The sequence below is a fragment of the Tumidithrix elongata BACA0141 genome (assembly GCF_036349135.1).
Classification (GTDB): domain Bacteria; phylum Cyanobacteriota; class Cyanobacteriia; order Pseudanabaenales; family Pseudanabaenaceae; genus Tumidithrix; species Tumidithrix elongata.
Window position 1 is genome coordinate 1 of record NZ_JAZBJZ010000136.1, and the last position, 13,249, is coordinate 13,249.

Here is a 13,249-nt window from a genome sequence, read left to right on the forward strand (position 1 = left end):
TTCCTATGAAACCCCTCTTCTGTCTTTATTGCAAGGTTTTGTCCTGTACTAAGGAGAGCATGTTAAAGATAGCTGTTGGTCATAGTAACGATCCTGATTCATTGGAAGCTGTCAATGAAGTCTTAGAGCAATGTCAATCCACTTTAGGGGGTGAGAAGCCCCAAGCGGGTATTCTCTTCTCTGCCCTTGACTTCGAGCATTCTCTTCTTTTACAACGTATTCATGAAGTATTTCCAGATATCGAATTAATTGGCGGGACGACCGATGGAGAAGTATCCTCAATTCTAAAATTCCAGCAAGATTCTCTGACCTTGATGCTCTTTTGCTCGGATGAGATGGAAATTCGAGCCGCAGTGGGTAGAGATATTGCTCAAAATCCATTGGCGATCGCGCAGCACACCGTCAAAGAAGCCAAAAGTCGGCTTACCCTTGCCCCTAAACTCTGCATCGCCATACCAGAAAGTTTGACAACGAGCGTATCGACAATTGTGCAAGGATTGCGACTTGGCTTGGGGGATATCCCGATTTTTGGTGGTGCTACAGCCGATCAGTTGCGAGTTAAGCAAACTTACCAATTTTTCAAAACAGAGGTTTTGAGCGATTCCGTGCCGATTTTGCTATTTGCTGGGAATTTATTGTTTTCTCATGGCATTGCCAGTGGTTGGCGTCCGATTGGTAAGCGCAGTTTGGTCACAAAGGTAGAAGCAAATACGATTTACGAAATCGATGGTAAACCTGCTCTGGACTTTTATAACTACTATCTCAATGACTTCGCCCCTGATGTCGCCTATCCCCTTGCGGTTTTCTCACCGGGTGAAACCCAATATTTCTTGAGGGGATCTGTAAGCCACGATTTGGTTTTGGGCAGCATTACCATGCTTGGCGATGTGCCAGAACATTCAACGGTTCAAATTACCGATGCTTCCCTCGAAGATATTATTCTTGCTTCTCAAACCTCCTATGCCGATGCCTTGAGTTCCTATCCAGGGAAGGAACCAGTCGCGGCGTTGTTCTTTTCCTGTGCTTGGCGCAGAATCGTAATGGGAACGCGAACCCATGAAGAATACAGCGCGATCGCTCAAAGCGCAAAACTTCCCATCGTAAATTGTGGCTTTTATACCTATGGGGAAATTGCTCCCCTTGAGCCTTTTGGACAAACTTTCTTTCACAATACAACGTTTGTAACCTTACTGCTTGGCAGTCGATAACGCTCTATGCTTTCAGACGACCGTGATACTGAGATTAAACAGTTTAATAAAGAAATTCGGATCCTCAAAAAGAAGCTAGAGCGATCGGAAGCGGATCGGGTCAGGCTTGAAGAGACAAATCGCAATAAAGAATCTGTCCTTAAACGAATTATCTCTGAACTAGAGGAATACCAGGGGATTCTAGAGAAAAAGAGCTTTGATTTGGAACGGGCATTCAACGAATTGACCCTGATGCAGGATAAACTCGTTGAAGTAGAGACAATGGCAGCCTTGGGTGGTCTGGTCGCAGGGGTTGCCCATGAAATTAACACGCCTGTGGGCACGAGTATTACCCTAGCTTCCACCTTGATGGATGAAACGCAGGGATTACTTCTAGCGATCGCATCAGGGCAACTCAGGCGATCGCATCTGGCAGATTATCTAGAAACCGCTCAGGATAGTACGCAATTAATTTTGAGTAACTTAACGCGAGCGGGGGAGTTGGTACAAAGTTTCAAACAAGTTGCGGTCGATCAATCTAGTCTGGAGAAACGTTTATTTAATGTCAAACAGTATTTAGAAGAGGTGATTGTCAGTCTATCTCCTCAATTTAAACAGACGTTGCACCGCATTACGGTTGATGGCGATCGCGACTTAGAAGTTCAAAGTTATCCCGGCGCTTTAGCGCAAGTGGTCACAAACTTGGTCACAAACTCATTGATTCATGCTTACTTACCTCACGAAAGAGGTCATCTAAAATTTGACGTTCTGCGACGAAATGACCAAGCGATCGTTCGTTATTGCGATGATGGGGGTGGTATGCCTAAAGAAGTTTTAAGTAAGGTTTTTGAACCTTTTTTTACCACCGCACGAGAGAAAGGTGGTACAGGCTTGGGGTTATACATTGCTTATAACTTAGTGACCCAAAAATTGCAGGGAAAAATTAACGTTCAAAGCGAAGTCGGTAAAGGCTCCCAATTTACGATCTATCTTCCCTTTTCCGTTGGTTCTTAATTTAGTTTTAAATCGGTTTAGAGCGACTGATTCACCCAATCGGGTGAACCTTCGAGATGATGTATTCTTTGCTAGACCTAGCTTATGATTCATGCTAGTAGGATAGCTTGAGACTTCATCGCTCTTTCAAACTGGGCAACGGGGGGATTTTAAAATAGGCAGGGACACAATTCCTATTTTGCAGGGTTATCCTGATTTTTGTGCGAAAATACTACAATTAATAATGATTACTCATTCAAAAATTAATGCCTGAAATATTTGTCTCTAAATTAAAACAAGCAACGGCATCGCATAAGGATAGAGAAATTTCTCTTGATACCTTGGACGATCGGATCTGTTTTAGGGATGAGGATGAAGACAGTTATCCAGATCTGTTTGACTCGGATATGGACACAACAGCAACGGGGATATGGAAAGTCATCGTTGTCGATGACGAACCCGATGTCCATCTGGCAACAAAGCTAGCCCTTAAGAGATTTAGATTTGAAGGCAAACCGCTAGTTTTTATTTCGGCATACTCTGGGGAGGAATGCAAAAACTTAATTACCCACGCGCATCCTGATGTGGCCTTGATTTTGTTGGATGTCGTCATGGAGAGCAATGACGCTGGACTAAAAGTTGTTAAGTTCATTCGAGAAGAACTTAACAATCAGCAAGTGAGAATTATTTTGCGTACAGGGCATCCTGGGGAGGCTCCCGAGGAATCCGTTATCCTCAAATATGATATTAATGACTATAAATTTAAAGTAGAACTAACTCGTCAAAAGCTGCTAACAACGGTGGTTGCTGCCCTGCGTTCCTATCGAGACATTACTACGATCGCTCAGCAAAAGATTGAGCTAGCCAATACCCTCGTCCACTTGCAACGCACCCAACTTCAGCTTGAAGAACATATGCAAACGCTCGAAACCAAAATAGCAGAGCGAACCGCTGAGTTAGAGACCGCTAATCGAAAATTGTTAGAGCTAGCAACGATGGATGGTTTAACAGGGGTTGCCAATCGTCGCCGCTTTGATGAATATTGGCAGCAGCAATGGCAAATGTTAGCGCAACAACAAAAGCCCTTGTCGTTGATTTTAGCTGATGTCGATCACTTTAAGCTCTATAACGACCACTACGGTCATCTGTTAGGCGATGAATGTTTGCGCCAAGTCGCTCGCAGCATGAGTCTGATTTTGAACCGTCCCACCGATCTAGTTGCCCGCTATGGAGGTGAAGAGTTTGCCCTGATCTTACCCTATACATCTATGGAAGGAGCGATTAAGGTTGCTGATGCGATCGCTGCTGAAATCCATCGTCTTGCCCTACCTCATGCCACATCGACCGTAAGCGATCGCATCACGCTCAGTTTAGGTATTGCCTGCATCGTTCCACAATACACGACTTCTTTACAAACCCCAATCTCCAATGCTGATATCGCACTTTACAAAGCAAAACAATCAGGACGAAATTGCTACTGTATTTCTGAATAATTTTCAATATTTTTATAAGATAATTGTAAGGTAACAAGCGATTCAGAGGTTATGATTGATGGCATTGCGCTCCCCTGTGATGTGAATTAAGATAAACCTATCCCCGACTAACACAGATCGTGACTACTCCAAACTTCACTACTATTCTCATCGTTGATGATAATCCCAACAATCTTGAAGTTCTTTATCGGGCTTTGAGCAGCGAGGGATACAATCTAAGGGTTGAGGTGGATGGAATCAATGCGATCGAGCAGGTTAACCTTCAAGCTCCCGATCTAATTTTGTTGGATATCATGATGCCGGGGATTGATGGCTTTGAAGTCTGTCGTCGGCTTAAGGAAAACGAACAGACAAAAGATATTCCTGTAATCTTTATGTCGGCTTTGTCAGACACGGTGGATAAGCTGACTGGATTGAACTTAGGCGCTGTAGATTACATCACGAAGCCCTTTCAACAAGAAGAGGTCTTGGCAAGGGTCAAACTTCATTTGAAGCTTCGGCAGTTAACACAAACCTTAGCATCGCAAAATCAAGAACTCAATCAATTAACTGAAGAGCTAGAAGAACGGGTCAGAGAAAGAACCTCTGCTTTACAACAGAGTCAAGAATATTTTCGGCAACTTGCCGAAAATATTCAGAGTGTTTTCTGGATGACGAATATTCAGCATCAACAAATTGTCTATATATCACCCGCTTATGAGGCAATCTGGGGTGATTCCAAAGATAAAGTTTATCAATCAATCTCTTCTTGGATAGAGTCTATTCACCCAGAAGATCGCGATCGGATTTTGGCAGCTTTGCCTAAACAATTTACAGGGGAGTTTAACGAAGTCTATCGGATTCTGCGCCCAGACGGAGAGGTAAGATGGATTCGAGACCGAGCTTTCCCAATTCGCAATGAGTTGGGAGAAACCTATCGCATTGCTGGTATCGCGGATGATATTACCAAAGATAAAGAAAGCGAAGAGCTATTAGTTGCCCATAAAATTGCTACGGTCTTAGCCGAATCAACGAGTTTTGAAGCATCTATCACAAGGATACTTCAGACCCTCTGCGAAAAGTTGTCTTGGGATGTAGGTGAACTATGGCTGGTCAATACATATCCTGAAGTTTTACAACTTATGGCAAGTCATGTCATACCAGAAATTGAAGCAACCGATCTGATCAAAACCCATAGTATGATGTCGATCGAATATGGTTCGGGTTTGATCGGCTCTGTATGGGCAGAGAGAACGGCTAAGTGGGTTGAAATTGACCAATGTCAAAACTTTCGCAACCCAGAAGTTGTAAAAAAATTAGGTCTAAACTATGCGTTTTGCTTTCCTGTCACAGGGGAGAATGAGTTAGTTTTAGCTGTAATTACGCTATTTAGCTGTAAGCGTCAGCAGCCAAATCATGAGTTCTCTGCGGTTATGGATGACATATGCAGACAAATCGGACAATTTATTGAAAATCAGAAGACGGAGCGGCAGTTGCTCAAGCAGAACTGGCAAATGTTGATCCTCTCAGGTTTGGCTCTTCGCATTCGTCAGTCTCTAGATCTTTCAGAAATTCTCAACACTGCTGTGACTGAAATCCACAAATTCCTGGGTGTGGATCGCGTGTTGATTTATCGTTTTTTGCCTGATTGGCATGGTACGGTAGAAGTGGAATCAGTAGATTCTCAATGGATGTCTTCTCTTGGAATTGAGATTAAAGATACTTGCTTTCAATCAGGTCTATGGCAAGATTACCAACGGGGTCGCAAACTGATCGTTGATAATATCGCTGACTCAGACCTCAGTGAATGTCATCAACAGCTCTTAGCCCGTTTCCAGGTACAGGCAAATTTGGTGGTTCCTATCATTGAAAAAGAGCAATTATGGGGGCTTTTGATTGCTCATCAGTGTTCTGCTCCGCGACATTGGGAATCTTTTGAAATCAATTTGCTGAGTCAGCTTGCCGATCAAGTGGGTATTGCGATCGCTCAATCAAGATTGCTTACTAAAGAGAAGGAGCAACTCGAACTTTTGCAGCAACAGAATATGGCTTTAGAACTTGCGCGCACTGAAGCCGAAAGAACTGCGATCGAGCTAGAGGATGCCAATAGAAAATTGCACCAGCTAGCCACCATAGATGGTTTAACGGGAGTTGCCAATCGCCGTCGCTTTGATGAATATTGGCAGCAGCAATGGCAAGTTTTGGCACTGCAACAAAAACCTTTAGCTCTGATTATGGCTGATGTCGATCACTTCAAACTCTATAACGACCACTATGGTCACCCCCTTGGCGATGAATGTTTGCGGCAAGTTGCTCATAGTATATGTCGTGTGGTCAATCGTCCCACCGATCTAGTTGCAAGGTACGGCGGCGAGGAGTTTGTAATCATCTTGCCCTATACGTCAGCCGAAGGAGCGAGCAAAGTTGCTGAGGCAATCTTGGCAGAAATCTATCGCCTTGCCTTACCTCATGCCAAATCTTTAGTTAGCGATTGCATTACTCTGAGTTTGGGGATTTCCTGTGTTGTGCCACAATACACGTCTTCTTTACAAGTTCCAATTTCGCTTGCAGATAAAGCTCTCTACCAAGCCAAACAATCAGGACGCAATCGCTACTGTATTTCTGGGTAACCTGATTTTATAAGTAATTTGAAGGTTAAGACGCGTTGCGTCGTAATTTGTAATGAGCAATCAAAAATCTGGATGTATTGGGATTGGGATATTACTGATTGGTTTGGGTGTGCTGTTGGTTAATTTATATTGGCTTCATGACTTCGCCTGTCAGGCAGGAATTCTTTGCATTGTTCATCATGAACCTCTAGCTGAAGCTAGAAGCGATGTTAGTAATATCAATAAAGCTCAAGATTATTTTTTTGGTGAGAACAAACGATTTTCTCGAAAATATAACGATTTAGGCATTGGAATTCAAGAAAGAACGCTCAACTATACTTATAGCCTTGAAGTTCTTGACGAAAAAAGCTTTGCGTTGAGCTATGCTATCCCAAATCAACCCTATGCCCTGAGAAAGTGGCGATATGGCTTTTTTGAATGGAATGAGCAAAGGTACTACCTTCTTCTCAGAAGTGTTGTTGGTGCTACTGCGATCGCTAAAAATAGCTATGGGGAGGAGCATTCCATACAAATTCTATGCCAAGCGATCGCGCCCAGTCTAGGTAAACCTCCTGCGCCTATTTTGAGAAATAACGAACTTATTTGTGCAGAGGGTACAGAAGAGAAAAGCAGGAATTAAGCCCCTGTCGCTGTAAATTTCGTTCCAATCTGGGTAAAATCAGACTTTATATCGCTTAAAATCGATGAGGCTTTGCTGTATTACCTGTTTGGCAAGGAGGGCGCGTGCAGAATAGGGCTTCTCAAATCATCATCGCGCTTGCAGCGCTGATTGCTGTGCTGTTGACAAATTGCATGTGGCTCGATGATGAAATTGCAGAAAAAGTAAATATAGACACGGGGAATCAGTTTCGAGCTGCGATCGTTTTACCGGGTGTAATCGACGACCATAGTTGGAGTCAAGCGGGTTATGAAGGTCTAAAGGTGCTTGAAAAACGATATAAAGCCACCGTTGATTTTGCCCCCAAGATTGCGGATCGTGATGCGCTTGCCACTGCCAGACGATTTGCCAAGCAAAACTTTGACTTTATTGTTTTTCATGGGGGTGAGTTTATTGCTGCTGCTGAAGCAGCGGCGAAGGAATTCCCTCGCACGAAATTTGCGATTACGACGGGTCACCCAGGCAATAACCGCAATCTAGGAGCAGTAGTCTCGCGGGTGAGCGAATCAGGCTATTTAGCGGGTTTTGTGGCGGGGTTAAAGACCAAAACCAATCGCATTGCCTACCTAACAGGATTTCCCTATCCCGCCAATAAAGAAGAAGCAGGATTTTTAGAACGCGGAGCTAAGGCAGCAAACCCCAAAGCCGAAGTGATTGTCGAGTTTTTATATACATGGACAGATACCGATAAAGCTTCTAAAGTAGCGCTCAAGCAAATCGCTGCGGGTGCTGACCTCATCATCATTAATTTAGATCACAATGAGGAAGTAATTAAAGCTGTGGCAAGTCAGCCTGATGTGTTTGCGATCGGCTGGACGAAAGATCAGTACTATGCTGCGCCAAATAAGGTTATTACCAGTGTGATTTCAGATGTATCTACACTCGTGACAAACACCGCAGACTTGGCTCAAAGAGGTCGCTGGGAAGGAAAACTCTACAAATTTGGTCTAAAAGAAAAAGCGTTGCGATTTGCCCCTTTTCGCGGTTCTCTGACTCCAGAGCAAGAGGAAAGGTTTAACAAGGTTCGTAACGATATTCTGATTGGAAAGCTTGATATTGTGCTTTAACGGATGCGTATGGCAATTTGGAAAAATCCTTTTCGTTCGATTCGAGTTTCGATCGCTAACCAACTCCGCTATGGTTTAGTGCTTTTGGTCGCCGTCAGTTTGCTGAGTACGGGGGGAATTCTGATTTACTCAAGCTTTCGCACCCAACTCAAGCAGTCAAATCGTTTACAACAGGCGCGATCGCAAACGGCTGCCGAACAGATCAATGCCTATATGGACGACCTGCAACGCAAACTCGGTTATTTGGCTAGGGTAAGAGGCTTGAGCAGTTTACCAGTAGAAACGCAGCAGACCCTGATCGAAGGCTTAATTCGGCATAATGATGCCTACGAAGTTGTGGCGATCGTCAATCGTCAAGGCGAGCCTGTGGCGGTTGTATCTCCCTATGGAGAGGTAAAAATGGGAAACCTTGCCAGTTCTCCTTTGTTTATTCGTGCGTTTAAACGGAGCGAAGATTCTGTGGATACAGTCTCTATCGATCCCAAAATTCAGCGCTTAGTAACGACGATCGCTGTCCCAATTCGTAACGAAAAGGATGAAGTCGATGGTGTTTTACTTGCGAAGGTGAATCTGCGGTTTCTTGACTTTGTGCTCTCGCAAACCGAGGTGGGCGCAACGGGTTATACCTACGCGATCGACAATCGTAATGTCTTAATTGCCAAACAGCGATCGGCAAACGAACCGCTAGCTTTACAGGATATTTCCGATCGCCCTTTTATCAAAGCGCTCACTGACTTAGATACCGACCTCCAACCTGTTACGGTTTATCGAGGGCTAAAGGACGAAGAGGTTTTAGGTGCGATCGCGCCCGTTCGTAGTGTAGGTTGGGCGGTGATCGTCGAGCTTCCAACAGCAGAGGCCTACGCACCGATTCGCAATTTGATCTGGACGATGGCAGGGGCGCTAACTCTTGCGACTGGTGTGACTGTGGGCGTTGGCTTTCTATTTGCTAGACGCATTGTGAAACCTCTGCAACAGCTCACTGCTGCTGCCGAGCAAATTCGCTCAGGAAATCTTGATACCCATGTGGAAATTCAAGCACAGAACGAATTAGGGGTATTGGCGACAACCTTTAATCAAATGTCTTCGGAACTATCAGAGCTATATCATTCCCTCGAACAGAAGGTTGCCGAGCGCACAGCGGAATTACAGCATGAGAAGGAAAGATCTGAGCAATTGTTGTTAAATATTTTGCCAGAAGCGATCGCCAATCGTTTAAAGCTAGACCCCACCTCGATTGCAGACAGTTTTGCCGAGGTCAGCATTATATTTGCAGATATCGTTGGCTTTACCGATATGAGTTCGCGAATATCTCCAGTTGATTTGGTGGGTGTACTCAATCAAATTTTTTCTGTCTTCGATCGCCTTGCCGATCAGCATGGTTTAGAGAAGATTAAAACCATTGGGGATGCCTATATGGTTGTGGGTGGTTTGCCTACACCCAGAGACGATCATGCCGAGGCGATCGCGGATATGGCACTGGATATGCTCAAGGCGATCGATGACTTTAATATGAATTCCAATTTTCCCGAACTCTCTGGCAATCTCTCGATGCGTATTGGTATCAATACGGGTGCGGTGGTGGCTGGGGTGATTGGGGTAAATAAGTTTATCTACGATCTCTGGGGCGATACGGTCAATATTGCCAGCCGTATGGAATCCCATGGATTAGCGGGAAACATTCAAGTGACGGAAGCAACCTATCTGCGCTTGAAGGACAAATATCAATTGGAGGAACGCGGTGCGATCGCGATTAAAGGTAGAGGCGAAATGCTAACCTTCTGGCTTAAAGGAAGGAAAGACTAGAACTCTTGCTCCTATGGCGATCCTATTCGCTCCATGAGAGATTTTCTCTGTATGGAGTGTAGGGACAATTCATGAATTGTCCCTACACTCAAATCAATAAAGAATAGATAACTCAGACCGTACCAAACCGTCAAATGGTTTTAGACTTAGTTTATCCACTATAAATCGATCGAACTACTGTTAATCAAGCAACTGACAATGACTTCTAAAACTTCTTCCAAATTTTCCTCTTGGCAATGGGCATTGATTAGCTCTTGCTCCACACTTGTTTTAGCGATCGCTTTTTACGGCATCGGAAATCTATTCTCGCCAAAGGCGAGCAGTAGTAAGCCAAGCAACACCTTTCCATTTGTGAATCAATCAAGAAAAATTGGACAGGCAGAAGCAAAAGCCTATACGGGTGCACTCAACAGGGGGCAACAGGCTTATTACACAGAGTATGAGCGGTTTAGCGATCGCATTGATGTCCTTGGTTTAGGCATAAAAACTGATACTGGCAACTATAGGTATCGCACCTATGTGGATAGTTCGCGTAAAACGATAAAGACGATGAATGCTCCCCAGATTGCCATTCAAATTGGGCAATCAAAAAGTCCAGAACTCAAGAGCTATATCGGTGCAGTTTGGCTAAGTGTGATTCCAGATTCGACTGACGTTACAACTTTAGCGATTCTCTGTGAAACAAATGCGCGGGGGACATCTGAGCCACCTGTTCCGATTGTTGTGGGGGAAGGGATGATGGAGTGCGCTTCTGGGACTAAGGATATGTATAAGAAGTAGTCACGATCGCAGCTTGTTACGAACAATAGATTTTTCGCAACACTTTTTTAGAGATTTAAGACCAACTGTAGTTGCTTGCTGGCTTTCCCTCCACTCGGTACGGGTTCGGGATTGGTTTGCTTGGCGGGACAATATTTGACATAGGTACAGCGATCGCAGTGTTTCCCAACCGAGGGTTCCCATTCTTCATCGCTGCGAAGCTTGATCGCGAGTTCGCTAATCATTTGATAGACTCTCTGGCTCTGCTCTGGTGTAGCGCGAAAGCTGACTTTCTCACCCGTGCGTAAAAAGATCAAACTGAGTTGCTTGAGGCTTTGCTGATATCGTTGCTCTAGTGCTAGATAATACAGCCCCATCTGTAAATCCAATTCAGCAGGCTCTGGGAGTTTGGTTTCTTTGGTGCTTTTGTAGTCAATCAGTTCCAATCCGTCTTCGTACCAATCTAGGCGGTCAAAGCGCCCGATCAGCGAAAATTCTAAATTGCTGACTTGGAGATGCCCCTGTACTTTGCCTTCGACGGCGACGGGTTTGGCGATCGCGGGTTGATTGGCAATAAAACTTTCGTAGTATCCCTGTAAAATCTGCTGTCCTTCTTCGGCTTGGGCGTCGCTGAGTCCTTTACTGTTGTCTGACCAGCAGGCGTTAATCCATGTCAGGTCAGGAAGGGGTGTTTGGTAATGCCAGTCTCGATAAATCTGCGCGAGGGCTTGATGGAGGGATGTGCCCAAGGCTGCCGAACCAAAGAAGGCGGCACTTTTGATGCCCTGCTCGTAACGAAAGTGATAGGACTTAGCGCAACGATGATAGGTTTGCAGTTTGGAGGCTGAGAGAGAATAGGTCATGTCTGGCGATATTCCTGCTACTCTTAGTAACACAACACATTGCTTTTCATATTTTTAGGTAATCTTCAAGTAATTTAAATTTAAGCAGGTTATAAACTTTCTGGCTTGAAGAACGACACAACTTTATTGTAAATTTTCTTCAAGTTGAATGTCACGGAGATAATATCTTTTATCAACTGGCTTATCGAATCTTTCAACAACTTCTATTACAACTCGACGATTTACCATAGGTCCAATTACATCATCAATTTCTTCTTTGGCATCATAAATCATTTCACTTTTACCATTAACACTAACTTCAATCCAATCATTATCTAGCTGTAGACCTCGCAATGTTCCCCGCAATTCAATAATTTTGTGGTCGGGGAGTTCTTGAGGTAAAGACTCTGTTTTCTTCAAAGCATGTTTAATAACTTCACGAGTATCTGTGCTAAGAATTACTGGACGTGATTCAATATCATTAGTCGATTTTATTTCCATTTTACTGAAAGAGTTTCCTGTTGACGGTGGGGCAAGCTCACGAGTTAACTTCAGAAAAGTCTCTCGATATTCTTCTTGAGGAACAACTTCTGTTAATGCTCCTTCTGGATCTTGTGTTGTTGCTCTAATGATTTCAAGGAACTTTTTAGTGATTTGTTCTACACGTAATGCAGCATCAGGTAAGCCAGGTATACTCAGCTGATCTTGTGGTTTACGAACTCGCACCGCAAACTGATAACTTCCTGGAGCAGCCTGTAATAACCACGGATCGCACTGACTCTTTACTGACGAATTTGGTTTGCCACGTTTTCTTAGTTCCATATCTAGTAGAAATTCTGTTGTGCGATAAAAGATATTTCTAATCTTTTCTACTCTGTCCAAAACAAGATCTAATGGAGCGGCACCATATAATATTTCACCGCCACTAACAGAAACCAACACCTCACCATCAATAAACTGAATACCTGATTTTGCAAGAGTCTCTTTATATCGGATGTCTTGCAAAATTTGTTCTAATTCTTCAATAGCAAATTCTGGCAAAAAGTCAGTAGACAACCACTTATGAGCAATTTGTTTTGCCCTTGTAAATATATGTGACTTGTAAAACAGAGATACGGCGCTTACAGCTGTTATACCAATAGTTCGCGTTTTACTACAATCAAGATTTTCTAGTGCAATTACTTCTGCTTCAGCAGCCAAACAATAGAGTTCATTAGCACGCGAAATCTCTTGTTGCTTTAAAAACTCTTCCGCTTGGCTTGCATACTCTTCACTACGAGTATGATGCATTAACCAACTCATGATGCCTCATTGACTGTATGAAGTAAAACTAACTGTACTTTAAATCCAACTATAGCTACTAAAGCGGGCAGATTACTATTGCCTCTTTCTGTTTGATCAATCTTTATGCGGAGTCGTCTTTTAACCTCTGTTTTATCCAAGTTTGTTCCTGAAACCTCCAATCTAAAACAATTCTCTAAATCCTCTAAATCTTGATCGGCTAAAGCAATGTAATAATCAGCACCAGTTCTTGTCGCAGCACGACGTATAGCAACCATTCCTCTCAAAAGTTCTGTTGCAGCAATTGCAAGTGCGTATGCTCCATCTCTTGTTGCATCATCAACATTCGCCCAAGCAGCTTGAATCCTATTATCAGCTACTTCCCATTCTACTTTTGCTATAGATTCAACTCTATCATTTTCTAACGTAAATTCTTTGGGTGAAATATGATGTCGATCAAGACAAACTCTAGCAGCTTCAAGATAACTGCCAGCAATTGAAGGGCCAATTCAAGGATGAAATGCAACGGGGTCTGATGAAGCAAAGAATACTTC

The 13,249-nt window shown here is 43.6% G+C and carries 11 protein-coding genes; 8 read left to right on the forward strand and 3 right to left on the reverse strand.

The window, feature by feature from the left end; all coding sequences use genetic code 11:
- The first annotated feature begins 59 nt into the window (after positions 1–59).
- The 8 genes from V2H45_RS22375 to V2H45_RS22410 all read left to right on the forward strand — a co-directional run bounded on the left by V2H45_RS22375 (position 60) and on the right by V2H45_RS22410 (position 10,593).
- Complete coding sequence (locus tag V2H45_RS22375) at positions 60–1,208, forward strand: FIST signal transduction protein (protein ID WP_330485908.1); 1,149 nt, start codon at positions 60–62, stop codon at positions 1,206–1,208.
- Positions 1,209–1,214: 6 nt separating this feature from the next.
- Positions 1,215–2,201: a sensor histidine kinase gene (locus V2H45_RS22380; protein WP_330485909.1), complete on the forward strand. Its 987-nt coding sequence runs from the start codon at positions 1,215–1,217 to the stop codon at positions 2,199–2,201.
- Between the two features lie 245 nt (positions 2,202–2,446).
- Positions 2,447–3,673 carry a diguanylate cyclase domain-containing protein gene (locus V2H45_RS22385; RefSeq protein WP_330485910.1) on the forward strand — a complete coding sequence of 409 codons (1,227 nt, stop codon included), beginning with the start codon at positions 2,447–2,449 and terminating at the stop codon, positions 3,671–3,673.
- A gap of 119 nt (positions 3,674–3,792) precedes the next feature.
- On the forward strand, positions 3,793–6,282 hold the full coding sequence (locus V2H45_RS22390) for a diguanylate cyclase domain-containing protein (protein WP_330485911.1): 2,490 nt from the start codon (positions 3,793–3,795) through the stop codon (positions 6,280–6,282).
- Between the two features lie 52 nt (positions 6,283–6,334).
- Entirely contained in the window at positions 6,335–6,901 is a 567-nt protein-coding gene (locus tag V2H45_RS22395) for a type IV pilin-like G/H family protein (RefSeq protein ID WP_330485912.1), read from the forward strand.
- A gap of 104 nt (positions 6,902–7,005) precedes the next feature.
- A complete protein-coding gene (locus tag V2H45_RS22400) occupies positions 7,006–8,007 on the forward strand; it encodes a BMP family protein (RefSeq protein ID WP_330485913.1) in 1,002 nt (333 codons plus the stop codon).
- Positions 8,008–8,016: 9 nt separating this feature from the next.
- Positions 8,017–9,813: an adenylate/guanylate cyclase domain-containing protein gene (locus V2H45_RS22405; protein ID WP_330485914.1), complete on the forward strand. Its 1,797-nt coding sequence runs from the start codon at positions 8,017–8,019 to the stop codon at positions 9,811–9,813.
- Positions 9,814–10,011: 198 nt separating this feature from the next.
- Positions 10,012–10,593: a type IV pilin-like G/H family protein gene (locus tag V2H45_RS22410; RefSeq protein WP_330485915.1), complete on the forward strand. Its 582-nt coding sequence runs from the start codon at positions 10,012–10,014 to the stop codon at positions 10,591–10,593.
- 47 nt (positions 10,594–10,640) lie between these two features.
- On the opposite strand, the gene V2H45_RS22415 is transcribed toward V2H45_RS22410, so the two are convergent.
- The 3 genes from V2H45_RS22415 to V2H45_RS22425 form a co-directional block, all read right to left on the reverse strand.
- Positions 10,641–11,435, reverse strand: coding sequence for a RecB family exonuclease (locus tag V2H45_RS22415; protein WP_408648869.1), 795 nt, complete (start codon positions 11,433–11,435; stop codon positions 10,641–10,643).
- A 123-nt stretch (positions 11,436–11,558) separates the two neighbouring features.
- Positions 11,559–12,716: a hypothetical protein gene (locus V2H45_RS22420; RefSeq protein ID WP_330485917.1), complete on the reverse strand. Its 1,158-nt coding sequence runs from the start codon at positions 12,714–12,716 to the stop codon at positions 11,559–11,561.
- Positions 12,713–12,973, reverse strand: a complete 261-nt coding sequence (locus tag V2H45_RS22425; RefSeq protein ID WP_330485918.1) for a hypothetical protein — start codon at positions 12,971–12,973, stop codon at positions 12,713–12,715. The genes V2H45_RS22420 and V2H45_RS22425 overlap by 4 nt, the downstream gene beginning before the upstream one ends.
- Positions 12,974–13,249 lie beyond the last annotated feature (276 nt).